This is a genomic window from uncultured Erythrobacter sp., from assembly GCF_947499705.1.
Classification (GTDB): domain Bacteria; phylum Pseudomonadota; class Alphaproteobacteria; order Sphingomonadales; family Sphingomonadaceae; genus Erythrobacter.
Genome location: NZ_CANMPJ010000001.1, coordinates 742,434 through 767,060 on the forward strand (window position 1 = coordinate 742,434; position 24,627 = coordinate 767,060).

The window sequence follows — 24,627 nt, forward strand, 5'->3', positions numbered from 1 at the left end:
TTCTCCTGAATTCTGATGCTAGTTTAACGATCCGCGAATCGTCTATTTGCCAATCATGCAACCTCAACCTAACTTGAGATCAAGCTAATTCTTCAGGAGTCGATTCATGCCAACTGTGCCGCGCAAGACTGACCTCATCCCTATCGGAGAAATGGCTCGCCGCACTGGGCTGTCCGTCTCAGCAATCCGGTTTTACGAAGACAAGCGCTTGATCGAACCTGTGCGAACAAGCGGCAATCAGCGGCGCTTCCTTCGATCCGACATTCGCCGGGTCAGCTTCATTCTAATCGCGCAGCAGCTCGGCCTGTCACTGGGCGCGATCAAGGATGAGCTTGCCAAGCTGCCGCATGGGCGCACGCCCAACGCACGCGACTGGCGCATGATTAGCCGGTCGATCCGCGGGCATATCGATGAACGGATCGCGCAGCTTGAGCGCACGCGCGACCGGCTCGATGGCTGTATCGGTTGCGGGTGTCTGAGCCTGAAGAAATGCGCGATCTACAATCCGGACGACCGGCTGGCTGATCAAGGTCCCGGCCCACGCCAGATCATCTCCAGCAGAGCGGCTTAGCCTTCTGGGCCAAGTTCCGGATCGAGATCGCGGGGTCGCGCGAAGTGCACCAGCTTGGCGACGTATTTCCGCAGCTCGGTCCAGTCGCTGATATTGCATTCGAGCACCGCGAATGTCGCAGTCGGAAACTTGACCGTTGCTTCGCGGAAGAGATCGTTTTCATGACTGGGTGAGACGAGATCGAGCAGCAAATCCTGCAGGCCCGGATTATGCCCCGCGACCAGAACAGTGTCGTTATCGCCGCCATGGCTTTCGACGGCTTCGATGATCGTGTCCGAACTCGCGAGATAAAGCCGTTTGTCGAGGATCGGTTCGATATCGGGCAAAGCAACCTCAAGGGTCGATTGCACGCGCACCGCAGGGCTGGCGATCAGTGCGCCCCATTTTGTCCCATGATCCGCGATATGTTTGCCGATCAGAGCGGCGCCCCTGCGCCCGCGATCATTCAGTCCGCGATCGAAATCACGCTGGGCGGTGTCGTCCCAGTCGGACTTGGCATGTCGCAACAGTCCGAGGATCTTCATGACCCGACAATTCTCCCATTGAATCCCACCGTGGCTGGTGCCGCCACGCAAATTCTCTCAGCACGATACAGTCCCTCCTGTAAAGCAAATGCGGCAGCCTCGTGACGCGGTATGGGGACCGCGCCGGAGACTGCCGCTTGGCTGGAGCGAGGAGTGCTCCGGCCACTGGGGACTGATTTCGTCAGAGGATTCCTGTTTCGATCCCGGCAAAGGGGCCGCCAAGCGCTATCGACGCAGCGAACAAGGCCATGACCGTGACCGACAAACGCTCGGCCAGCGATCCGGGAAGGCGGCCCGCAGCAAAGATCGGCTTGGCGTTCTTGCGGAACTCTTCCTTGTAACGCGGATGCTCGGTGCCCATCCACTTGTCCCACCAGGTGAAATAGAACCCGTAATTGTGGCCGGAACTGTGGTGGAGATCATGATGCGTGGTGGTGCTGATCCAACTCGTAAGACGATTGTCGACCCATCCTGCGGGGAACAGTTCAGAACCGGCATGGGCCATCACGTTGCGGATGATCATGTGCCAGAGGAAAAACAGGATCGCGAAGCCTGCATAAGCAAAGCCAAGCTGGCTGGTGGCCAGCAGGAATAGCGGCATGAAGGCAGCTTCGAAGAACGCTTCCGCGCTGGAGAAACTGTATGCTGTCCACGGCGTAGGCGTGCGTGATTTGTGGTGATGCAGATGCGTTGCCTTGAACAGCCGCTTTGAATGCATCGCGCGGTGAATCCAGTAGAAATAGGCATCATGGACCACCACAATCAGCGCGAACTGCCATGTGATTGTGAGCAGTGCGGCATTTTCCAGTTTCAGATTGATAATGCCCATTTCGCGGCCAATGAGCGTCGCCAGAGTGGTGACTGCGAAGACCAGGATTGTGCGCCCGGACGACAGGATTTCACGACGATAGTCGGCTGCACTCGCTTTGCGTTTGCGCTGGATGCGGCGATTGTCTGCCCACGTTTTGCAGATAAATAGAAACAGGGTCAGCACGCCCGCAGCGATCACATACCGCCCGCCATCGAAATAGATGACATCGATAAAGTGAGCGCCGACGCGATCAAAGGCGCTGGCAAAACTGGTCTCGGTTGCTGCTTGTGTCGTCACGGCGGGCTCCTGTGGTGTTCGAGCCAAGATGTGCCCGAACGCCGCGTATCAGGCTCCGCAGCGGCGAAAAATGCCGGTCAATTTTAGAATTGCACAGCGTTTTTCAGTTTTGAACAGCCGGTGTGGCGGGAATTGGTGCGCCGCTTTCGACGCCAATTGCCTCGCGGCGGAACTCGCTGGGCGTAGTCCCTGTCTCGGTGCGAAAGGCCCGGTTGAATGTCGGCAGGGAATTGTAGCCAAGATCCATGGCGATGGTCAGGACCGGCAAATCCACGCTTTCGCGATCCGCCAGTTTCTCGCGCGCCTCCGCAATCCGGTAGCGATTGAGGAAGGCCGAGAAGTTTCGATGGCCGAGTTTTTGATTGATAAGCGCGCGGAGCCGGTGTTCCGGCGTGTCGAGATTGGCTGCCAGTCCGGCAATCGTAAGGCCCGGTTCGCGGTACGCTCCTTCGTCCATGGCGCTCGTCAGCTTTTCGTGCAGCACGGTTTCGGACGGCGAGAGATCGAGCGGTTCGGCTAGCTCGTCAGGCGTGGCGCTTTGTTCTTCGCCGCGTGCGGGCAGCAGATCGCGGTCGGTTCGGAAAAGAGTGATCGCCGCGAACAGCATGATCAGCAGGATGATGGTCGAATTGAGCAGCGACATTGGCGGATAGCGGCTGTCCAGGTCGAAGAACACTTCGAGCATCTCGACCAGCAGGATTTGCCCTGCCTGGACGGCGACCAGCAATGGCAGCCATAGACGAACGATCCGGCGTTGTTCGACGAGGTCATCATCGCGCTCGAAGATGCCGACGCGCACAAGGTCTGCGACAAGGGCGAGAGAGACGACGTGCAATATGAAGAAACCGGCAAGGTCTGTTGCAGGGACGAAGCTGGACAGGAACCAACCAACCAGCATGGTGGCCGCAGTCCCCAGCATGATCCGCTGCTCGGGTTCCCGCTCAAACAGCCTGCGCCCGAACAGCCAGATCCAGAACGGGGTCGATAAGGAAACCAGATCGATCCATGGATCCATCGGGCCGTCGACGGTCATCAATGGGGTTGAATTGAGCAAGTAACCGATAACGCCGATGGTCATCCCCAGAAGCGGAACCCGGACGGAAAGGCGAACCTCGCTGGCGACGACCATCGCAATTAGCGTCAGCCCGCTGCCGATGCCCATTATCCGAACCAAAAAGACCCAGTCTTCGATCATGCTGGACTTTCTGGCGGTTTGTCGTCCGCAATTCCAGCCGTTTCAACGGCTTCGCTGTGCTCTTCGCCGATCAATCCTCCTTTGATGCGCTCAAGCGCTTCGTCCAGTGTGACTCGGCGGATCGCTGTACCCTCTGGAAAGGCGCTGAGCAGGCGGCTGGGGAAAGCGGCGGATAGGACGACGAAATGGCCGTGATCGTCCTTGTTTCGGATCAGGCGGCCGAACGCCTGTGCCAGCCGTGCGCGAATGATCCGGTCGTCGTATTGGCCACCCGCTCCGGATGCCGCGCGGCGGGCCTTGTGCAGGATATCGGGGCGCGGCCACGGGACAGCTTCGAGCACCACGCATCGCAGAGATCGCCCGGGCACATCGACGCCGTCGCGCAGCGCATCGGTGCCGAGCAGGCTGGCGCGCGGATCGTCGCGGAAGATATCGACCAGCGTTCCGGTGTCGATCGGGTCGACATGCTGCGCGTAGATCGGCAGGCCTTCGCGCGCGAGCCGATCGGCGATCCGGCCATGCACAGCGCGCATTCGCCGTATGGCGGTGAACAGGCCCAGCACGCCGCCTTCGCTGGCCTCGATCAGGCGAGCATAGGCTCCGGCGAGACCGGGCAGGTCACCTTTCTTGATGTCAGTGACGATCAGCACTTCGGCGCGGCTGGCATAGTCGAATGGACTGTCGGAAGCGGATAGCAGCGGCTGGGTTTCGACATGCGCCGCGCCCGAGCGCTGGATCGCGCTTTCCCACGGGTCGCCCGCTTGAGCGCCGATCCGGTCGGTCAGGGTTGCGCTGGTCAGCATCACGCCGTGGGCGGGTTCCAGCACCACCTTCGCAAACGGTTTCATCGGGTCGAGCCAGCGACGGTGGATCGCAACGTCGAATTCGCGCGCATCAGAGCGGTCGACCGCGAGCCAATCGACGAATTCCGGATCTGCGGGGCCGCCGAGCCGCTCGAGCAGGGCTTCCCATGCAGCGAGCAGATCGACCCGCCAGCTGAGCGAATGCCGTGCGCCTTCGATCCGGGCGCGGCCTTGCCCGTCGAGCCAGTCGGGCGGTTCGGCCATTATGGCCTCCAGCCTGCCGCCAAGCTTGATCAGCGGGGTGCGGATGGCTGCAAGAGCTTGCGAGGCAGCACCGGCGGATTCGATCACTTCACCAGGCAGGCCGGATGCTTCGGTTTCGATCCCGTATCCCGCTTCCTGACCGCCGCTTTCATCGCGCGCATAGGTCGCGGCGCGCACGGCGAAGAGCAGTTGTTCGATTGGGCCGGAGGGTTCGCTTTCATTCAGCCGTTGCAACCAGCCTTCGCCGGGCAGCGCCGCGCCCGCTTCGCAGGCCGCTTCGATTGCTTCGCCGCCCTCATCATCATAGCTGGCAATATCTGCGAGCCGGGCAGAGAGGCCGCGCCGCCGACCGCGATTCTTTCGCTCCGGACCCATGATCCAGCGGCGCAATTCGATTGCCTCCTGGCCCGAAAGCGTTGCTGCGAATGTGGAATCTGCGGCTTCGAATACATGGTGCCCCTCGTCAAAGATCACCCGTGTCGGGCTCTGCGCATGGTCGCGTCCGCGCGCCGCGTTGACCATCACGAGCGCATGGTTGGCGATGACAAGGTCAGCTTGCGCGCTGTCGCGTCCAGCGCGTTCGATGAAGCATTTCCGGTAATGCGGGCACCCGGCATAGATGCATTCTCCGCGCTGATCGGTAAGCGCCGCGATGCCGCGTTTGCGGAACAAAGTCCCGAGCCAGCCGGGCAGGTCGCCGCCGATCATGTCACCGTCACGGGTAAAGGCGGCCCAACGCGCCACCAGTTGCGCAAGGATCGCAGGGCGCCCCGCGAAGCCGCCTTGCAATGCGTCTTCGAGGTTGAGCAGGCAGAGGTAATTCTCACGCCCCTTTCGCACCACGACTGGCGGTGTCCCGTCGGGACGTTTGGGCGGCCATGCGCGGCGGCTTTCGGCGCGGAGCTGACGTTGCAGGTTCTTGGTGAAGGTCGAGACCCAGACGGTTCCACCCGATGCGCCCGCCCATAGTGAGGACGGAGCGAGATAGCCCAAGGTCTTCCCGATTCCGGTCCCGGCCTGTGCCAGTGCGATATGGGGCAGGTCGCGCTTGTCACGCGGCGCGAAAATGCGTGCAGCGTCCGAAGCGTAGGAGCGTTGGCCGTCGCGTTTTTCTGAGCCTTCGCCGGTCAGGTTGTCAAGTTGGTCAAGTACTTGATCGTCCGGCAACTCAACTTGCTGCGGCGCACCGCGCTCGGGCGCTTCCTCCCATTCGGGCAGGGTTGCGAACAGCCAGCGCTCGGCACGCTCCGGGCGTTTCACATGCGGTTTTAGCACCTGCGCCCACGGCCAGCGCATGCGCTCGAGCGATTGCAACGCGCTCCACGCACCTTCGCGCTCAAACCATTCGCGGTCTTCGCAGGCCGCGACCAGCGCTCCGGCAGAGCGCTGCAGGAAGGCAGGGACATCCTCATCGCCTTCTGGCTCGTCGAGTTCCAACGCCTGCGCCAATCCTCGCGGCGTCGGCACGCAGAAGCGCGCGGGGTGCACAAAGGCGAACAGTTCGAGCAGATCGAGACCAGACAGGTCGGGATAGCCCAACCGGTTCGCCACCAGCGGCGCGTTGAGCAGCAGGATCGGCGTATCGGCCGCCGCCATGATCGCGTCGCCCTTAGACACAGCACCAGTCTCACCTGTGGGCGAGCGCAACCAATTGCCGCCATGGCTGGCGTGCAAGGCAGGAAGGGGAACCGGCGCAGGCGTGATCGCTGGGGTGCTCACCGCCCTGAAATGCGGGAGGCAGCGCGACAAGTAAACGGTGACCTTGGCCACGCCCCACAATTGCGAGCGCCAAGCGATTTTTAACCTCCGGGAGCTACCGCGACATTCAGACAAGAGCTTGGAACAATTGAGCATGAGCTTCGGAAAGAAAGGTGTCAGCCAATCTCAGCTGCGGCAGGGGCAACGCCCCGCGGCTGGATTTGGTGCAGCTTCCGCGCCTGCAGAGCCGCGCGATCCCTATGCCGAACAGCGCGAGGCATTCCTTGCTGAAGAACGCGCTCGCCGTGATGCCAGCGGATCGCCATCGACGCTTGGCTACTCACCTCCTAGCCACACGTCGCAGCCCGCTCACTTTGTCTCTGGCTATGTCGCCGAGAGATCGGACCTCAAATCAAAGGCTGAGGACTGGACCGACGATCGATTCGGCTTGCCGCATCAGCGCAGGACGATGATGGCATATTTCCTGCTGTTTATGCTCGCGCCCGTCTCGATGCACCGCTTCTATTGCGGTGAGTTCACCAAGGGCATGGCGCAGGTCGGGCTGTTTGCCGGCGGTCTGCTATTCATGGTCATTTTCCCACCGCTCGGCCTGGCAATGCTCGCTTTTCGCGGGTTCTGGGTGTTTTTCGACTTCCTGATGATCCCCGGGATGATGCAGCGTCTCAAGGACCGCAGCGGCACCGGCCGTTCGGTGATGGTCTGACGGCCTCTGAGCCTTTGAAACTCCCCCGCCTAAGCCAACAACGCCTGTGAACTCAAAATAAAGACTTGGGCAGCATAATCGTGAGACCAAGTTCCAGCCATGGAGGTATTCATGCGTCTACCGATCCTGATCACCGCGATCGCTTCAATGGCGGTCGCACCCGCTGCCTTCGCGCAGGCCAGCCCGCAGACAGTGGTGCAGCGGAATGTCGATTCCTACCGCGACGGCAATCTTGAGCGCTTCGTAGCAACCTTCGCGCATGACGCCACTGTGGTAGCCAATGGAGTCGAAGTTACGGGACAGTCGCGTATCCATGCGCTCTACCGCAAGAATTTCGAAGAAGGCGCTCCGACTATCCGGATCGAGGATAGCGGCATGGTCGATGGTCGCATCTATCTGACCATCGCATATGTTTTCGAAGACGGCAGCGAAGAATGCTGTTCTTACTCGGAATACGAGATCGTCGACGGGAAAATCGTGTACCTTCACACGGAGGGCCAATTCGGAACGTGGTCGGACGACGCGGAACAGACTGAAGAGCCTGCCCGCGCCGCCCGCCTGCGCGGCTCCTGACAAAGGCAGACAATTGTCCGCCCCTGCTTATGGAGAGGGTGGAACCGCGACTTATCGCTCAGAAGCTTTTTTGGACGCCTACAGTCAGCGAATAATCGGTCGGCATTTGCGGGCCGTTGAGGTTCTGCAGCAGCGGCAATCCCCCTTCGATCCCTAGCCGCCAGCCTTTCAGAGCGCCGCCGGTCGCAGCGAAGTTCATTCCGGCAAAAGCCGTCACCGTTTCACCGCCTTGAAAATCGGGATTGGCTGTCTGCACCGGCCCGGTGATTTGCGGGTCTATTCCGTCGATCCGGCCCAGCGTTTCTGCCTGCAACCGACCTGAGACCGCCACGCCGGGCGTCAACGCAGCCTGACCCCAAAGAGTCGCCATTCCGCGATTGCCGAACGAATAGCCCTGATCATTGTCGCCCAGCCGGATCGTGCCCCTGATCTGAGCGCCCCAGGCGAATTGGTCCGTCTGATCGCGGTAGGTGATGCCGGGCTGAAGATCCCAAGTGCCGCTGCCGATTTGCATCGGATAGGGAGTGCGAACAGTAGGTGTTCCGCCCATCGGCGTGAGGATTTGCGCCTCTTCGGTGATGGTCCCAGTCGGGATCGAGATGCCCGCATTGATGTGGACTGTGTCCGTCAAGCCGATGAGCGCCGCAACCTTGGTGTCTCCGAGGTCCGCCGTGCGAGTGCGGAAGGTGCCTAGCTGCGTCGTCCCCATGCCGCCCTGAAAAGTGATGTGATCCATTTCCTTGGTGATGTAATTGCCCATCGCCATCAGCGTCACCTGGTCGGACAAGCCATACATGATCCCCGCCATATGCATGTCCATCCGCATGCTGGTCGGGACAATGCGAAGCGTTGGCGGCTGGCCCGGCGCGCCGAAGAAGCGATTGGGGACGCTTGTGGCGACCTGTTCCGGCGTCACATCGTTGTTGCCAATCTGGATGCCTGCCATGTCCATATGCATGAAGCGGTAGCTGACCATCCATTCGCCCTCGGCGTGGCGGTGGTCGCCCATCACGCCGATAGGGGCGTGGTCGAGCGCGTTGACGCCGCCGGGTGCGGCGTCATGGCCTTCGTCGGCAAAAGCTGGAGAGGCGCCGAGCACGGCACCGGTGACGGCAAGCATGCTGCCCGCCTTGGAAAGCGATTTCATTATGTACTCCTGATGATCTGAAATTGGGGGATTCAGATCCGGAGTGGTGGTCCTGTTGCGTCGTAAGCGGGGAAGGGCGGACGCGTTGCGAGCGAGCGAACCGGTGCTGGCTCGGGCAATATCTTCGGTGCGGTGAGCACGGCGAATTGAACTGGATCAGAGGGCAAGGTCGGTCCGCAGGCCGAGCAACACGGATTGGCGGTCGGCCCATCGCCGTGTTCGGAGTGATCGGCGCTTGATGGAGAGGCCTCGCCGGAGCCGTGCCCTGCGTGTACGATATGTTCAGCAGCAACCACCTGTCCGCTTACGCTCGCATGACCCGAACCATCCATACAACAAGGCGCGCCCAGCACCGTCCGCAGGCCAATGGCCAGCAGCAGAGCGAACATCAGAAAGGGGCGTGATGCGGGATACATTGTCTCTTGCCTTAGCGCCGTAAATGCTCGCCGCAAGCAATGGTTCCTCGGCGAAGCGCTGTCCTCCACCGCTCAAGCGCTTTAAATGGCAGATGATTTTGAAAACGAAGCCAGCGTGTTTGAGTTGGAGAAGTGTCAACTTCGCCTTTCGGAGCGCAAACATCTATTTTTCATGAGGAAAGTGACCCCGAACCGTGGGTGACACACTGTCAGCATTGTCAACTTCGCTCCGTCTTCGCGCTTGCAACAATCCTATCCTTCCATAAAAGCCGCCACACTATGACCGATACCGCACTGATCGAAGCCGCCCGCACATCCAAAGCATGGCCATTCCAGGAGGCTCAGCGCCTCGCCAAGCGGCTGCGCGACGGAAAACGTGGTTCCGACGGCGAGCTGCTGCCGGTGTTGTTCGAAACCGGCTATGGTCCGTCGGGTCTGCCGCATATCGGTACGTTTCAGGAAGTGCTTCGCACCACACTCGTCCGCCGCGCCTATGAAGCGCTGAGCGGCGGTGCACCGACCCGGCTGGTTGCATTCTCGGATGATATGGACGGACTGCGCAAGGTGCCTGACAATGTTCCGCAGCAGGACATGCTGGCCGAGCATTTGGGCAAGCCGCTCTCGCGTATCCCGAATCCGTTCAATTCGCCTTACGATAGCTTCGCCGCGCACAACAACGCGATGCTGCGCGAGTTTCTGGATCGGTTCGGGTTCGATTATGAGTTCGTGAGTTCCTCCGACCGCTACAATTCGGGGGCATTCGACGATGCGCTGCGCGGTGTGCTGCGCAATTTCGACGCGATCCTCGACATCATGTTGCCGACATTGCGCGAAGAGCGTCGCAAGACCTATTCGCCCGTGATGCCTGTCAGCCCGACCACGGGTGCCGTGCTGCAAGTACCAATTGAAGTGGTAGACGCTGAAGCGGGCACGATTCGCTTTACCGATGAAGACGGTAGCACTGTTGAGCAGTCGGCTCTGGGCGGCATGTCCAAGTGCCAATGGAAGGTCGATTGGGCGATGCGCTGGGTCGCGCTCGGCGTTGACTACGAGATGTATGGCAAGGATCTGACCGATAGCGGCGTACAGTCGGGCAAGATTGCGCGCGTGCTTGGCGGGAACAAGCCCGAAGGGTTGATCTACGAGCTGTTCCTCGACGAGAATGGTGAGAAGATCTCCAAATCGAAGGGCAACGGCCTGACGATTGAGGAATGGCTCGATTATGGCTCCGAAGAGAGCCTGGGTTTCTACATCTTCCCCAACCCCAAGAGCGCAAAGCAGCTGCATGTGGGTGTGATCCCGCGCGCGGTCGACGACTACTGGCAGTTCCGCGAACGTTTGGCCGAGCAGCCGCTCGACAAACAGCTCGGCAACCCTGCCTGGAACCTGTTGCGGCTGAATGAGCGGCACGAAGGGACAGAGGCTCCGGGGGCTGGCGATGCCTTGCCGGTCCCTTTCAGCCTGCTGCTCAACCTGATCGGGGTGCTGGGTGCGGAAGCAAGCAAGGACGCGGTTTGGTCGTATCTCGACAATTATATCGAGAACGCCGATCCGGCAGCGCATCCGGAGCTCGATCTGCTGATCGACAAGGCGATCAATTACAACCGCGTGTTTATCGCGCCGACGCTGAAAAAGCGCGCTCCCGAAGACGGCGAAGCTGCGGCGTTGAAGGCGCTCGATGCAGAACTGGCAGAGGTCGCAGAGGACATCTCAGCCGAGGATCTGCAAACCATCGTCTACGAGATCGGCAAGCGCGAGGAGTTCGGGTTCGAGAATCTGCGCGACTGGTTTAAGGCGCTTTACCAGACGCTGCTTGGCAGCGATCAGGGGCCGCGCATGGGCAGCTTCATCACATTGTATGGGATCGAGCCAAGCCGGAAGTTGATTGCCGAGGCGTTGGCGAAGGCGTGAGGCGTCTTTTCACCGCCACTTGCGGGTGCGGTACCACTTCGTAATCACGTATTTGCTGCCTTTGATCACCGGCGTGCCTGCGTGCATCGTCTCAAGATTCGGACTGCCATCTGGTTTTGCATTGTTCCAGACGAGCAGCACGCCGGCCTTTGGTTCTATATTGATGCCGATTTCGGTGAAATGCGTGCCGCCGCCTTCCTCGACGTCGTTGAGATAGGCCATCGCGGTCCAGCTGCGTTGCCCGCCGCGCTTGCGCTCAAGCTCCCAATATTTTTCGGTGGTGTAGAACCAGTCATTGTGCGGCTTGAATTGCTGGCCCGGCAGATAGCGTTGACCCTGGATCGCCTCGCCGATGATCGGGTTCACGCCGAGCAGATCATCAATCCGGCGGGAGATGCCCATGACAAAGCTGTCTTCGGGATCGAGATCGCCTGAATAGGAGGTGCGAAACCCGCTCTCATAGCCGATCTCGTGCAGGGCAGACGGGCGCGCGACCTCGTCTATCATCAGGCACAGGCGCTCGCATTCCGCGCCGCTCAGGAATTCTCCGACCGCGAACAATTCGGCCTTGTCGGTGTCGACCTTGTACACGCCCGGATCGCCGGCAAGCCTTTTTCGCACGCTTTCGCCGATGCGTATCAGTCCGTCCTGATCGGGTATCATCTCGATCTTTGCCATTGCTGCCGCTCTACCAATTGCCGCGTGCCATGCAACTGCCGCGCGCTTGATTGGTGCCCATCAAGAGGCGCATCAAAAACCCCCACCGGATCGCTCCAGCGGGGGTCCGGGCCGGATACTTGCCAGTCGCCTACGTCAGGATTGTTCGACAAGGCTCGGTGCCGAGGAGCGGCGCGCAGGCCGGGCCGGTGGTCCCGGACAAGCGGCGCGACGCTGGCAGCGGGCCTTGTCGGAAAACCGCGAAGCGGCGGGCCGAATTGCGCACGATGCAGCGTTGCACGTCGATCACGATGCTCTGGCATCGCTCACTCCTCGCGCCTTGCCTCGTGAGCAATTCGGCTCCGTCCTGACGCAGGCGACTGGCAAGTATCCGGCCCTGCACTTCTGGTCGGAGTACCGCTTTACCAGAAGAAGTCGTGGATCACGTCGACCACTTCGCCGGTGTAAATATCGACCAGCACAACGTCGTCGTAATAACGCACCCAACGATATGGCCCGTACACAGCCGGCAGGCGGTACGAATACGGATCGTTGATGAAGAAGCGCGGCTGGAAGAACAGGCTATCGAGATAGAACCCGATGCTCAGTCGGCTGTAGCGGTGCGAACGGTAAGGCGCGTAGTAACGGCCTAGCCGGAAAATGTTCCGGTGCGACCGGCGATAGCTGCGCCAGCCGTAGCGGCGGTTGTCGCGCCAGCCACGGTTCCACCGGCGGTGGTCACGGCGCGCCTGACGATAGCCATTGCGGTATGCGTTCCGGTTGTTCCGGTAGCGGCGATTGTCCCGGCGCGCATCACGCCGACGCTCGGCTCTCACACCGTCGCGGAAACCGTCCCTGCGGACGCGGTCAACCCGGCGATCGCTGCGGCGGTTCTGGGCGCGGTCAACACGGCGGTTGATCTGCCGTGCGCGCTGATCGAACCGATCCCCGCGCCGGTTTGCCCGGCGCTCACCGCGCCGTTCGCTGCGATTTTCTAACCGGTTGCCGCGGCGGTCGACGCGGTTCTCAACGCGGTTGCCCCGACGTTCCACGCGCCGATCGAGACCGTTGTTTCTCCGCTCGACCCGGCGTTCTGTGCGGCGTTCAACATTCCGGTTACCAGCCCTCTCGCGGCTCTGCTCGAAACGCATGTCGCGGCGGTTGGTGCGGTTTACCTGGCGCGTATCGCGCCTATTGGCTCGGTTTGCACGCTGGGCATCGCCGCGATTTGCGCGATTGACCTGGCGAAGATCCCGGCGATCGACCTGACGTGCAGGCCGCGCCTGTTCGCGGTTTGCACGGGCTGGGCGCCGTGCTTCCTGTCGATTGTCGCGGTTGCCTCGTCGTGCCTCCTGCCGGTTCTGGCGATTGGCACGGCGGGCCTGCTGCTGATTGCCGCGATTGTTTTGACGGGCGCGCTGGCGGTTCTGACGTCGCTCACCGCGGCGCTCGGCCCGGCGATCCTGACGGTCCTGTTGTGCGCTTGCTGTCGCTGTCTCAGCAGCTTCAGCGCTCGATTCTCCGATTTCGGTGGGAGCGACCAAGGCAAGGGCAAGCGCAATAGCGGATAAAGCGCTGCCTTTCAGCCAGAGGTTGATATTCATGAGTGCCTCCAAGTGTTACCGCCCCACCACTCGCGGCTGATTGATACATCCTGTTACGTTTGCCGTGTTACAGTCGATTCGCTGTCGCCAGACTTAACCGGATGTTTAGGTGTTGGTTCATCTTTAGGGCTTTTAAGATGAACGATTGCTGGATGGGGTATATTGCTGCGCTTGATCGCCGGTCGCCAAGCCCTCACATGCTTATTCATGTTCGAAACGCTTGAAGATGTGCAGCGCGACTGCACAAACCGACTGATCCGCGCCGCCAAGGATCGCAAGTCGCCGATGCACGCTCCAGCGGTCATCACCAGCGATGTCGATGCACGGGTGATGGTACTGCGCGAATTTGACGCCTCGGCGCGGACATTGCGCTTTCACACCGACACCCGCGCGCCAAAGGTCGCGACAATCGAAGACGATCCGCGCATGGCGGTGCTGTTCTATGACAAGGCTGCCAAGATCCAGATCCGCGCGCGCGGCACCGGTACTGTCTTGCGCGATGCAGAGGTTACCCAGCAGGCCTGGGCAAACGGCACGAACTTCGCGCGCCGTTGCTATCTTGGGGAAGGGCCGGGCACACTAGCGGAGGCTCCAACTTCGGGATTGCCCGCTGAGTTCGAAGGCGTCGAGCCGAGCGATGAGCAGCTCGAGCCGGCTTGGGAAAATTTCTCTGTGCTTCTGGTCGAGGTCAATGAGCTGGATTGGCTCTATCTTGCGCATACCGGGCATATCCGGGCGCAATTCTCCAGAAGCGATTGCGAGTGGGAAGGGCGCTGGGTCTCGCCCTAAGGCGACTAAGCCGCTTTGGCCGGTGAGGGTGGCGGGAGGAGCTTCACTTCCTCGAAATCGCCGATCGGAATGATCTCGCCCGTGTCATCAGGTGTGATGGCGGCAGCGCGGCTTTCGATGATGACGAAGCCTTCGCCCGCTAGGTAGTGCGCGGTTTCACGGACGACTTCCGCATCCCGCTCACTCCCACGCATCACCGCAGCGATCTGATGAAGCATGTGTTCGCGCGTTTCCGTGTTTTCCTGTGATCGATCCCGAGCCGTGCGGCGCGGGGGCCGCGCATGAGACGATAACAACGCGGCTTCACGGAGCTGGCTTTCGAAGTCCTCGCGCTGGAACAGCCCGGCAAGCGCGTCATTCTCACTCGGTGACGGTCGGTAGGCGTGCACCGCGTAAGCAGCGCAAGCGACGGCTCCGGCAAGCATTACGCTGACGGGGCTCATCACAATAGCAAATTCGCTTAGCATCGTCGCCCGTGCCCCCTCTGGCTGCACCTTCGCAGACACGATCAATGACCCAGAGGTGGTTAAAGGCGCGTAAAGTATGGTCAGAAATGCCGGGGGAATTAGCCGCCGGGTTGCAGTCCAGATCAGGCGGCGTGTTGAGTGCCGGTTGGGGCGGGCGATGCATCTTGATGCGCCTCAACGGCACTCGCACTGCTCGCGACCCGATCGCGGCCGCCCGACTTGGCCTCATAGAGCGCTTTGTCTGCGCGCGCGAATAGGCTGCGATAGGACTCATCGCCGTCGCGCAGCGCCACTCCAAAGCTGGCGGTCAGGCGCACATCCAGACTTCCCCCTTCGATCTCCAACAGGTTCGCGTTTTTGCGGAGGCGTTCTGCCAGTCCCATACTGTTGCCTTCGTCCACATCCCAGACCAGCACGCAGAATTCTTCTCCACCCACGCGCCCGGCAATGTCGCAGGCGCGGATTGTTCGCCCAATCATGGCGCCAAACCCGGCAATCGCGTGATCGCCGACCTGGTGTCCCCAAATATCGTTGATCTTCTTGAAGTGATCGATGTCGCCAATGATCAGCGATACCGAAACCCCTTTGGACGTCGCGCGCGACAACGCTTCCGCAACTTGAACCTCGAACTCGCCGCGAGCCAGCAGACCGGAGAGGTCGTCGGTCGCGTTGCGGCGGTGCAGCGCGTTGATCTGGTCCTTCACGCTTGCGGCAAGCTGAGCGAGACCGAACAGCACCGATCCAAACCCAAACAGCCAGGCGAGCGTCATATAGTAAGCGGATTCGCGATACTGCTCTGCCGCGATCGTATCGTCGAACATGAAAGCCAGAACCGGCCGGATGAAAAACTGCGCTGTCACCAGGATCAGCGTGACCAGCATGAACCGCTCGATCCCGTCACGCTTGCCGGTCTGCGCAAAGGACTGGGTGGTCATGACCATCATCACGCCGCTGGTGATGTTGGTGATCAGCAGGTCGGCCTTGATGCTCTCGCCAATCGACTGCGTCAGCATCATCGTAAGCAGACCGGCGACACCGATGCCAAGGAAAGCGCGGATCGGCGGGGTCACACCCACGCGCAGCAAGATGCCCGAACACAGCCCCACAGCCGCCAGCGTGTATGGCACATGCGTGATTGCCACCAGCACACGGCCCAGATGCGCGGGACTAAGCTGCGAAATGAGCATCGCGCAGGACAGCATGAGCCATCCCAAACCGAGGGCGAGATTGGATGTACGCGTGCGATCCCGCTGCCAGATGACGCAGAACGTCACAGCAAAGATCAGCGCCACGAGCGGCGTTGAAAGCAAGAGCAGAACTTCGCGCAAATCGGCCCCCAAAAGAGAGAGGCGCCGTCCTAGGCGGAGAGGGTTAATTGCCAGTTAGGGGAACGCGAAATGCGTGGCGGACGTCGCTCAGCCCCAGTCGAACATGGGCGCGACCTTGGCGTGCGCGGCGAGGAATTCTTGCCTGTCCGGTGTCTCGCTGTCGTCGCCGAGGCCGAAATAATCGTTCCCGCCGGTTTCCTGGATCAGCAATCCATCGCGCCGGGATAGCGCCGTCACATTGCGATGATAGATCCCGTAGAGGCGGTCGGTTTGCGCGGCCATCCAAGCGATCTGTCCTCTGACGCCGAGCATCGAGGTGTCACTCACTAGCGTCTTGGCTCCATACCCGGTGCAGTTCACGACGACATCTCCCGGCAGGCGCGCAAGCTCAGCCACCGATCCAATGTCCGCGCGTTCGATCCGCCCGCCCATCGCGTGGAAATCCTCGGTCAGTTGGCGGGTGTATTCGGCGATGTTGAAGACCATCCCAAGACCACCGCGTACGCCCGCATCGGTTGGGAAGGGATGCGTGCCACGTTCGGACCACGGCGGCGTTAATCCCCGCAGGTTTCGACCAAGATGGAGGAACTCGTTACCACCGCTATGATCGCTCGCAAGCGGTGCCTCACGCGGTTCGTGCCGGACATAGAATTGCGGCGTGAACTCAACCGGGTGGCCCGCCCGTCCGATATACGAGAGATGCCGCGCATAGGATCGCCGTGCCAGCGCTTCCCACCGCGCGGGGAAGTCGTCTCCGGTCGCCGAACGATATCCGATGCGGCTGGAAGGTGACCATACACCGGTTGCGCGGGTCGAGCGCGTCTCCATCGGCAGGTCGCGCGCAAGGATGGTCACCTTTGCGCCCGTCTCTGCAAGCGCAATGGCTGTCGTCAGCCCAATCGCTCCCGCGCCAACGACGGTGACGGAAGTTGGTCGGCTAGCGGCAGCAAGATCGCGTGCAGCCTCGGCATAACCCCAGGCGAGGGACCAGCCGGAGCCACCGTGTCCGTAATTGTGAACGATGGTTTTGTCGCCAATCACCTCCGCCTCAAGCCGAGGTCCGGCCGGACGTAGCGGACGGGTGCAGACAGTAATCTTGATGAGGTTCTCGGGTCGCAGATCGAGAGGTTTAAGTGCGCCGAAGTTGTTTGCTGGAGCGGGGGGAGGGCTGTCGAACAGCCTAGGGTTCGTACACCCGGCAAGCGCGGTGCCAAGCCCGGTCGCGATAATGCTCCGCCGTGTGAGTGTATGCCCTGTCATTTGCCCCTCCTTGACCGGTGTTTCAGAGGAGGTGACGGGGATGGCTAGAGCCGAGCGCTGAGCGGTTTCGGAGAACGGCTGGGGCGTTGGTGCTGCAAATTATGGCAATTGGTGACGGAGGCAACTCACTCCCGTCAAGACATCGCTACGAAACCCAAGTCCTCAGCGAGATCGCGCCATGCGGGATTGCTTTCTTCGATCAGCCGCAGTTTCCACGCCCGGTTCCACTTCTTGAGCTGCTTTTCGCGAATGATGGCATTCTCCATCGTCGCGTGCTGTTCATGCCAGACGAGGAGCTTGGTGTTGTACCGTTTCGAGAAGCCTTCGAGTGCGCCTGTGCGATGCTGATGAATGCGGACCAGCAGGTGGGACGTGACGCCGATATACAGCGTGCCATTGCGCCTCGATGCGAGGATATAGACGCAAGGCTGGAAGTCCTGAGGCATCGCCAGACCCTAACACCACGCGCCCCTCTCGTCATTCCCGCGAAGGCGGGAATCCAGGACGCAGACTAGCACCAAAGCCAATCTGGATCCCCGCCTTCGCGGGGATGACGAAGTGGGAAGCGGGACCCCGGATCAAGTCCGGGGTGACGTCTCAGAAGAGACGTTGCTCCAGTCGTGGATCTTGAACCCTTTTGCACACCGCATCGGTTCGAGAAACTAACTTTCGAGAGATCACTGAACGCCAATCCTGCGACTTTACATGCTCAACATTTTGCCACATCAGACCTGTATATCGTTCAACGCTCAGTCGAAGGTTCGAATGGGTAAACTCGGATTTATCTGGGTATTCCCATGAATACGACACAGAAATCTCGTTCTCTTCGAAGGTTACGAAGCAAGGGTCGTTGGAACCACAAAAGTCTGAGAATTCTCTGACGTATGGCCAATACTTATAGAACTTTTTGTCCTCTTCCGAAAAAGCAAATATCTGGTCGAAGGGCTGCTTACGAGTTCTATCTTCGCCCATCGCAAGCTCGCCAGTACAACGAATAAAGATCGCGCTGTCAGAAGGGAGAGACTGAGCGGTCGCCGCGCTGGCAATGGAAATCGCTAAGAATGCGATAGTGAAATTGCGACTTGACCTCATACCATTGCTGACTCTCACCGTCTCGTTCGCGTAAGGATACCTAGCGAGTAAGATTCTTATAAGCCAACCGCGTAGGCCAACGGTACATCACTCACCCTTCACCTTCACTCCACTCAACCAACTTAAGCCCCGCCAGCTTCCCGCGCGCTTCCCCCGCATCGCGCGTCTCAAGAAATTCGACCGAGCCTTGCAGCGCGCCCATATTGATCTTTGCGTCCAGCAGTACGCATTCACCTGCCGCTAATGAGACGCTGTGCGAGGTGGCCGTGCCTTTGGTCTGGCTGGCCATTTGCGCTTCGACCGAGTGCTCGCCCGGAGCAACTTCCGCTTTGACGAACCGCCCGGTGCGGAACTGTGACGTCATGCCGCCATCGATTGTGATATTCAAGCCTTGTTGACCCGCAACGAAGCCTTTGCGCATCACATAGATCGCAGCCATCCCTTCGGATGCGGTGAATTGGCGAGCCTGAGCGGCGGTGGCTTCGTCGGCCTCCGTACCACCCTTGTTGCGCATCAAAACAAAGACCACGAAGCCGATCACTGGGATCAGCATGAGAAGGCCAAACATCGGGTACTGAAAACCGAGGATCAGGCCGACGATGATTGCGCCGATTAGCAGCGCGATATTGCGCGGACTGTTCTTCATGGTCGTTCCCCTCGTAATGTGTTCTGGTGAAGCCTAACGCGTCAGCTTCTTATAAGCCAATCGCGTAGGCCGATCCGCAGCGTCACCGAGCCTGCGTCGCTTGTCTTCCTCGTATGCCTCGAAGTTGCCCTCGAACCATTCGACGTGGCTGTTGCCTTCGAACGCCAGAATGTGCGTCGCGAGGCGGTCAAGGAAGAAGCGGTCGTGCGAGATGACCACGGCGCAGCCGGCGAAGTTTTCGATGGCGTCCTCGAGCGCGCCCAGAGTCTCGACGTCGAGATCGTTGGTCGGTTCGTCCAGCAGCAGCACGTTGCCGCCCTGCTTCAGCATTTTGGCCATGTGCACGCGGTTGCGTTCGCCGCCAGACAGCTTGCCGACATTCTTCTGCTGGTCGCTGCCCTTGAAGTTGAACGCGCCGACATAGGCGCGGGTCGATGTGTCGTGGCCGTTGACTTGCATGTAATCGTGCCCGTCGGAGATTTCCTCCCAGACATTGTTGGTCGGTGTCAGATCGTCGCGCGACTGGTCGACATAGCCGAGGTGGACGGTGTCGCCGATTTCGATGCTGCCGGTGTCGGGTGTTTCCTGACCGGTGATCATCTTGAACAGTGTCGACTTGCCCGCGCCGTTGGGGCCGATCACGCCGACAATGCCGCCGGGAGGCAGCATGAAGGAGAGGTTTTCGAACAGCAGCTTGTCGCCATAGGCTTTGCTGATGTTCTTGGCCTCGATCACTTTGCCGCCGAGGCGCTCGGGCACCTGGATGACGATCTGCGCCTTGCCCGGCTTGCGGTCGCCCTGTGCGTCCTGAAGCTGTTCGAATTTGCGGACGCGGGCCTTCGATTTGGTCTGGCGTGCGGCGGGGGTCTGCTTGATCCATTCCAGTTCGCGGGAAAGCTGTTTCTGCCGCCCGGATTCCTCGCGGCTTTCCTGTTCGAGACGCTTGGCTTTCTTCTCAAGATAGGTCGAGTAGTTGCCTTCGTATGGGTAGTACGAGCCGCGATCGAGCTCGAGGATCCACTCCACCACATTGTCGAGGAAGTAGCGATCGTGAGTGATCATCAGCACGGCGCCGGCATATTCCTTTAGGTGGTTCTCCAGCCACTCGACCGATTCAGCGTCGAGGTGGTTGGTCGGCTCGTCCAGCAGCAGGATCGAAGGCTTCTGGATCAGCAGCCGTGTGAGCGCGACGCGGCGCTTTTCACCGCCGGAAAGATTAGTGACCGCGGCATCGGAGGGCGGGCAGCGCAACGCTTCCATCGCGATTTCGAGCTGGTTGTCGAGCGTCCACCCGTCGACCGCGTCGATCTTTTCCTGCAGCACGCCCATCTCTTCCATCAGCGCGTCGAAATCGGTGTCGTCGCCCGGATCGCCCATTTCGGCAGAGATCGCATTGAAGCGTTCAACCATGGTCGCCGTTTCACCAGCGCCTTCGCGCACGTTTTCGAGCACGGTTTTGTTTTCATCGAGCTGTGGTTCCTGCGGCAGGTAACCGACCGTGATATTCTCCCCCGGCCATGCTTCACCGGTGATGTCGGTATCGATCCCGGCCATGATCTTGATCAGGGTCGATTTGCCCGCGCCGTTTGGCCCGACGATGCCGATTTTCGCGCCCTGGTAAAACTGGAGATTGATGTTGCTCAGCACCGGTTTCGGGGCACCGGGGAAAGTCTTGGTCATATTCTTCATGACATAGGCATATTGCGCGGCCATCGGATGGGTCCTTCGGATCTGAAATAGTCTGGAGAAATGTGTTGCCGAGCAGATAGGGCGCAGAGGGGGTGAGGGCAAGCGGCTCGCTCTGCAACTTTCCTGTACCCCCGCAGGTCATCATTTACCTGCTCCTAACTTCCTGTGGTCTAAGGATTGCGAAATGCGCAATTGAACGAGCCATGCAAGCCCACGTACTCACCTTCATTATACCTGCGATTGCGCTGATATTTTCGGCGATCTTCGCGGCGTTGTGGTGGCAAAATCGCGAACGGCTCTACATCCTGGCCTATTCCTACAGTTTCGGCTCCATGGCGATGGGTGTTGCGCTGAATATCTGGATTTTGGGCGGTTATGGACCGGTAGGCCTGGTAGCCTATCACGTCCTGTCGATGTCGGGACTGATTGCGTTGATGTGGGGGACAAGTCACCGCGTCAGGCAGAGAATTCCCATTCTCGCCTATTCTGTCACAGTCGCGATAGCGTGCGTCATCTGCTGGTATGCGCTGGAACAAGGAGAGACGCTGGCGGGCAAGCTTGCGCAGAACACGAATGCGGCGCTGCTCTTCGCGCTTGGAGCGCAGAACCTGTATCATGCACCGTCGCGAAACACAGGCGATCGCGCGCTGGTCTGGGTTCTCGCGATTTTTGCTGCCTTTGGCTTCATCCGTCCGCTGCTCAGTTACCTCGCCGCAGCTCTGTTCGGGCCAGGACCAGAAGGTGTTGCGCTGCTTTCATCCCTTCATGCCGTGCTGCTGGCACTGTTGCTGACGCTCATGGCGATGTGTCTGGTTTCATCGATTATTGCGGACAATCTCAGGCGGCAGACTGAGGAATCCACCTATGATCCATTGTCTGGCCTCCGGATGCGCGGAGCATTCGAAAGCGCCGTGGCAGAGCTTCAATCGAAGGCTGAAAAGCAAGGCATTCCGATGAGTCTGATCGTGGCCGATCTGGATCATTTCAAGCAGGTCAACGACACGTTGGGCCATTCGACCGGGGATCAGCTGATCAAGACCTTTGGGGAAATGCTGGCGGCCAAGATTCGCCCGAGCGATGTTGCAGGCCGCATTGGCGGAGAAGAGTTCGGCGTCTTGGCGTGGAACTGCGATACCGGCCAAGCTGCCGCGCTGGCCGAGCGTATGCGTGAAGCGACGGAGCGCCTGCAGACACGAGAGGGCGAAGACAACATCTCGGTTTCTGCCAGTTTTGGCGTTGCAACCTTTGATCGCGACGATTCTTATGTCGATGTGTTCAACCGCGCCGATGCTGCGCTGTACAAGGCCAAGCGTGCCGGGCGAAACTGTGTCTTTGGCGATCGTGACGACGCCTCGAAGGATCTGACCGCTGCACCGATTGCCGAAAATTCCGGTCCGGAGAACGGGGCTCCCAATCACCGGACGGGCGCTGAGGTGGTTCCGCTGACGCGCCGGCAAACAGGTTGATAGGGTCAAGACCGCCTAACAACGCCGCTAGGTAACAATCCTTTGCGCGCCGGTCTCGTGGTCATAACCACCGATGCGGCATAGACCGCGCTGCGAAAGGCAACAGGCGCGCAATGCAGGCTCAGATACTCACCCTTATCATCCCGGCGATGACGCTGATCTTCTCAGCCGTCTTCATCGCCTTGTGGTGGCAGGATCGCAGCCGCTTCTACATCCTGTCGTATGCGTATTGGTTCGCTGCGGTCGCGACCGGCATTGCGCTGCAAGCATGGATCATCAAAGACTTTGGACCGCCCGAAATCTTGCTGTTTCACCTGTTATCATCTTCGGGATTGATTGCGCTGCTTTGGGGCGTCGCGAAACGCGACAAGCGCCGCGTTCCATTATTGGCATTCATCCTGGTAACGCTCGCTACGGGCGTGGTTTGCTGGTTTGCGCGCGCTTGGGAAGTGCAGCCGGTTTTGCTTCTCGCACAAAACTTCAACGCCGGATTGCTGTTTGCGATGGGCGCCTACGGCAAATGGTCGACCCCGCACCGGCATATCGCGGATCGTGTGCTTTTGGCGGCGTTTGTGCTGCTCGCGGCCTATTCGATATTCCGGCCTTCGGTGACCGTTCTTTTGCAAAGTCAGATGACGATGGTCGAATATCAGACGTCGGTGATGCTGGCCGTCAATATGGCGATGACAGCGCTGCTGTGTCTGCTTCTGTCGTTTGCGTTGGTCGCAACGATCATCGCGGACAACATGGAGAAGGAGCGGGTGGAGGCGTCCATTGATCCGCTTTCGGGCTTGCCCACGCGCCGAGCATTCGAGCAGGATGCCAAAGCCCTGCATGCAAGGGCGAGCGAGGAACGGCGACCTGTCAGCATGATCGTCGCCGACATCGATCACTTCAAACGCGTCAACGACACGTGGGGTCATTCGACTGGCGATCGCGTTATCGGAAACTTTTCCAATCTACTATCTGCCCAGATTCGCACAACCGACGTCGCCGGGCGGATCGGCGGCGAGGAATTCTGCGTTGTCGTTTGGAACTGCAATGTCCAGCAGGCAGAGGCGCTGGCGAACCGGATCCGCAAGGACACACTCGAGCTGAGCGCGCGTCAGGATGATGAGGACGTGAGAGTGTCCGCCAGCTTCGGCGTGGCGGCTTTCAGGCCGGCAGACAGCTATACCGATGCATTCAAGCGAGCCGACGATGCGCTTTATGCAGCCAAGAATTCCGGACGAAACCGGGTTTGTGTCTCGGTGGCGGATGATGAGAAGCTCGAGACGACCACTCTCGACAGGAACGCCAAAATATCCGCCGGAAATGTAGTTTCGCTGATGCGCTAATTCCGCTTCTCTAAAGTCGGCGTTAACCTTATTGACCTAACCCGCTTGCAAGGGAGCGCGGCGGGGCGATGCAGACGCAGATTCTTGGACTACTGACACCCCTGATGGCGCTGCTCTTCGCGGCGACATTCGCGGTGTTCTGGCGGGCGGGGCGCATGAAGCGTCACGTGCTCGGATTTGCGCTTGGTTACCTCTCTTTCAGCATCGGCTTTCTGGTCACCCACTTCCTTCCCGGCGACGGATTCTACACGTTCCACACCACGCAGGCGTTCTACACGCTGGGTGTGACCTTCTTCCTCGGCTCGGTTTGTGAGAGGGTCGGTCAGCGGCTGCATCTACCAACCATTGCCACTATCTACGCGATCAGCGCCCTTGTACTGGCGCTTGCGATCAGCTTCACAAATGACGCTGGTCCCGCATTGATACTTGTCAACATCGGCTACGGCGCGATGTATATGGTCGGGCTTACGACGCTGATCGGCGCGCAGCGCCGCGACTGGAGCGATATTGCGATCATCTTCTTGATTGCTTTTTCGGCTTGCGACTTCTTCATCCGGCCATCGCTCACCGTAATGTTCGAGCAGACGATCCCTGCAGGCGAGTATCAGCAATCAGTCTATTATTCGCTCATCGGGCTGGTGCTGGGCGTCAAATCGATCATGGGCGCAATGATCCTGATTGGCGCAACGATTGTCGAATGGACCAACACTCTGCGCGAAAGCAGCGAGAAGGACCCGCTCACCGGTTTGAACAACCGCGCCGCCTTCGAAGATTCAATGCGCAGCGTTATCCCGCGTGCCCAGAATGAAGGCCGCCCGTTCAGCCTTGTCGTTGCCGATATCGACCTGTTCAAGCAGGTCAACGATATCTGGGGACACCAGGCGGGCGACCAAGCGATTTCGGGCTTTGGCGGGCTGATAAAGAACATGATCCGCGGTTGCGACACGGCAGGCCGGATCGGCGGTGAAGAATTCTGCATCGCTGTGTGGAACTGCGAGAACGAACCGGCCGAGCGATTGGCTGAGCGGATCAGGCAGGCCTTCGCCCGCTATGAACACGAAGGCCTCAGCAACGATATTCGCCTGACCGCCAGCTTTGGCGTGGCCACCGCGCGCGATGGGGAAACCTATGAGCACCTGTTCGCGCGGGCCGACGAGGCACTCTACCGGGCCAAGTCGAGCGGCCGGAACCGTGTCGAAAATGCTGATCAGCTGCGGCTGAACGAAGTGACGCCTGCGCTGACCGATGAACTCGTGGAAATGAAGCGAGCTGCGACAGAGGGATAGTCCGCTGGACTTGGGCAGCGTGCGCGGATAGCAGCAGGGCCCATGAACAAGACGATCCTGACGCTCGCCGCT

At 60.0% G+C, this 24,627-nt stretch carries 22 protein-coding genes; 8 read left to right on the forward strand and 14 right to left on the reverse strand.

Annotated features, from left to right (window positions below; genetic code table 11):
• Nucleotides 1-106 precede the first annotated feature (106 nt).
• Nucleotides 107-571 (forward strand): redox-sensitive transcriptional activator SoxR, encoded by a 465-nt coding sequence (gene soxR / locus Q0837_RS03410; RefSeq protein ID WP_298465294.1) that lies wholly within the window; start codon nucleotides 107-109, stop codon nucleotides 569-571.
• Here the strand turns inward: soxR and Q0837_RS03415 are convergent.
• The 4 genes from Q0837_RS03415 to Q0837_RS03430 all read right to left on the reverse strand — a co-directional run bounded on the left by Q0837_RS03415 (nucleotide 568) and on the right by Q0837_RS03430 (nucleotide 6,061).
• Entirely contained in the window at nucleotides 568-1,095 is a 528-nt protein-coding gene (locus Q0837_RS03415; RefSeq protein ID WP_298465297.1) for a histidine phosphatase family protein, read from the reverse strand. The genes soxR and Q0837_RS03415 overlap by 4 nt on opposite strands.
• Nucleotides 1,096-1,276: 181 nt before the next feature.
• Nucleotides 1,277-2,203, reverse strand: a complete 927-nt coding sequence (locus tag Q0837_RS03420; protein WP_298465299.1) for a sterol desaturase family protein — start codon at nucleotides 2,201-2,203, stop codon at nucleotides 1,277-1,279.
• A 103-nt stretch (nucleotides 2,204-2,306) separates the two neighbouring features.
• A complete protein-coding gene (locus tag Q0837_RS03425; protein ID WP_298465300.1) occupies nucleotides 2,307-3,398 on the reverse strand; it encodes an AraC family transcriptional regulator in 1,092 nt (363 codons plus the stop codon).
• Nucleotides 3,395-6,061: an ATP-dependent DNA helicase gene (locus Q0837_RS03430; protein ID WP_298469742.1), complete on the reverse strand. Its 2,667-nt coding sequence runs from the start codon at nucleotides 6,059-6,061 to the stop codon at nucleotides 3,395-3,397. Before Q0837_RS03430 ends, Q0837_RS03425 begins: the two co-directional genes overlap by 4 nt.
• Before the next feature lie 256 nt (nucleotides 6,062-6,317).
• On the opposite strand from Q0837_RS03430, the gene Q0837_RS03435 reads away from it, so the two are divergent.
• Both Q0837_RS03435 and Q0837_RS03440 read left to right on the forward strand, forming a co-directional pair.
• Nucleotides 6,318-6,887: a hypothetical protein gene (locus Q0837_RS03435; RefSeq protein ID WP_298465303.1), complete on the forward strand. Its 570-nt coding sequence runs from the start codon at nucleotides 6,318-6,320 to the stop codon at nucleotides 6,885-6,887.
• 111 nt (nucleotides 6,888-6,998) lie between these two features.
• Complete coding sequence (locus Q0837_RS03440) at nucleotides 6,999-7,460, forward strand: hypothetical protein (RefSeq protein WP_298465305.1); 462 nt, start codon at nucleotides 6,999-7,001, stop codon at nucleotides 7,458-7,460.
• A 58-nt stretch (nucleotides 7,461-7,518) separates the two neighbouring features.
• Here Q0837_RS03440 and Q0837_RS03445 read toward each other — a convergent pair whose 3' ends face one another.
• Together Q0837_RS03445 and Q0837_RS03450 are read right to left on the reverse strand one after the other, a co-directional pair.
• On the reverse strand, nucleotides 7,519-8,607 hold the full coding sequence (locus tag Q0837_RS03445; RefSeq protein ID WP_298465308.1) for a transporter: 1,089 nt from the start codon (nucleotides 8,605-8,607) through the stop codon (nucleotides 7,519-7,521).
• A 32-nt stretch (nucleotides 8,608-8,639) separates the two neighbouring features.
• Complete coding sequence (locus Q0837_RS03450) at nucleotides 8,640-9,023, reverse strand: hypothetical protein (protein WP_298465310.1); 384 nt, start codon at nucleotides 9,021-9,023, stop codon at nucleotides 8,640-8,642.
• 279 nt (nucleotides 9,024-9,302) lie between these two features.
• Between Q0837_RS03450 and Q0837_RS03455 the strand changes: the two genes are divergently transcribed.
• Entirely contained in the window at nucleotides 9,303-10,934 is a 1,632-nt protein-coding gene (locus Q0837_RS03455) for a lysine--tRNA ligase (RefSeq protein ID WP_298465314.1), read from the forward strand.
• A gap of 9 nt (nucleotides 10,935-10,943) precedes the next feature.
• Here Q0837_RS03455 and Q0837_RS03460 read toward each other — a convergent pair whose 3' ends face one another.
• Nucleotides 10,944-11,612 (reverse strand): 2OG-Fe(II) oxygenase, encoded by a 669-nt coding sequence (locus tag Q0837_RS03460; RefSeq protein ID WP_298465316.1) that lies wholly within the window; start codon nucleotides 11,610-11,612, stop codon nucleotides 10,944-10,946.
• Between the two features lie 401 nt (nucleotides 11,613-12,013).
• Nucleotides 12,014-13,195 carry an RcnB family protein gene (locus Q0837_RS03465; RefSeq protein ID WP_298465319.1) on the reverse strand — a complete coding sequence of 394 codons (1,182 nt, stop codon included), beginning with the start codon at nucleotides 13,193-13,195 and terminating at the stop codon, nucleotides 12,014-12,016.
• Nucleotides 13,196-13,402: 207 nt separating this feature from the next.
• Between Q0837_RS03465 and Q0837_RS03470 the strand changes: the two genes are divergently transcribed.
• Nucleotides 13,403-13,984, forward strand: coding sequence for a pyridoxamine 5'-phosphate oxidase family protein (locus Q0837_RS03470; RefSeq protein WP_298465323.1), 582 nt, complete (start codon nucleotides 13,403-13,405; stop codon nucleotides 13,982-13,984).
• Nucleotides 13,985-13,989: 5 nt separating this feature from the next.
• Here Q0837_RS03470 and Q0837_RS03475 read toward each other — a convergent pair whose 3' ends face one another.
• The 6 genes from Q0837_RS03475 to ettA form a co-directional block, all read right to left on the reverse strand.
• On the reverse strand, nucleotides 13,990-14,451 hold the full coding sequence (locus Q0837_RS03475; protein ID WP_298465326.1) for a hypothetical protein: 462 nt from the start codon (nucleotides 14,449-14,451) through the stop codon (nucleotides 13,990-13,992).
• A gap of 122 nt (nucleotides 14,452-14,573) precedes the next feature.
• Nucleotides 14,574-15,743, reverse strand: a complete 1,170-nt coding sequence (locus tag Q0837_RS03480; protein WP_298465329.1) for a diguanylate cyclase — start codon at nucleotides 15,741-15,743, stop codon at nucleotides 14,574-14,576.
• A gap of 123 nt (nucleotides 15,744-15,866) precedes the next feature.
• Entirely contained in the window at nucleotides 15,867-17,039 is a 1,173-nt protein-coding gene (locus tag Q0837_RS03485) for an FAD-binding oxidoreductase (protein WP_298465332.1), read from the reverse strand.
• 134 nt (nucleotides 17,040-17,173) lie between these two features.
• Nucleotides 17,174-17,485: a GIY-YIG nuclease family protein gene (locus tag Q0837_RS03490; protein ID WP_298465336.1), complete on the reverse strand. Its 312-nt coding sequence runs from the start codon at nucleotides 17,483-17,485 to the stop codon at nucleotides 17,174-17,176.
• A 737-nt stretch (nucleotides 17,486-18,222) separates the two neighbouring features.
• Entirely contained in the window at nucleotides 18,223-18,777 is a 555-nt protein-coding gene (locus tag Q0837_RS03495) for a hypothetical protein (RefSeq protein ID WP_298465339.1), read from the reverse strand.
• A gap of 33 nt (nucleotides 18,778-18,810) precedes the next feature.
• On the reverse strand, nucleotides 18,811-20,490 hold the full coding sequence (gene ettA, locus Q0837_RS03500) for an energy-dependent translational throttle protein EttA (protein ID WP_298465341.1): 1,680 nt from the start codon (nucleotides 20,488-20,490) through the stop codon (nucleotides 18,811-18,813).
• 179 nt (nucleotides 20,491-20,669) lie between these two features.
• On the opposite strand from ettA, the gene Q0837_RS03505 reads away from it, so the two are divergent.
• The 3 genes from Q0837_RS03505 (at nucleotide 20,670) to Q0837_RS03515 (ending at nucleotide 24,555) form a co-directional block, all read left to right on the forward strand.
• Entirely contained in the window at nucleotides 20,670-21,932 is a 1,263-nt protein-coding gene (locus Q0837_RS03505) for a GGDEF domain-containing protein (RefSeq protein ID WP_298465343.1), read from the forward strand.
• A 113-nt stretch (nucleotides 21,933-22,045) separates the two neighbouring features.
• Nucleotides 22,046-23,269: a diguanylate cyclase gene (locus tag Q0837_RS03510; RefSeq protein ID WP_298465345.1), complete on the forward strand. Its 1,224-nt coding sequence runs from the start codon at nucleotides 22,046-22,048 to the stop codon at nucleotides 23,267-23,269.
• A 68-nt stretch (nucleotides 23,270-23,337) separates the two neighbouring features.
• Nucleotides 23,338-24,555, forward strand: coding sequence for a GGDEF domain-containing protein (locus Q0837_RS03515; RefSeq protein WP_298465347.1), 1,218 nt, complete (start codon nucleotides 23,338-23,340; stop codon nucleotides 24,553-24,555).
• The last annotated feature ends 72 nt before the right edge of the window (nucleotides 24,556-24,627 follow it).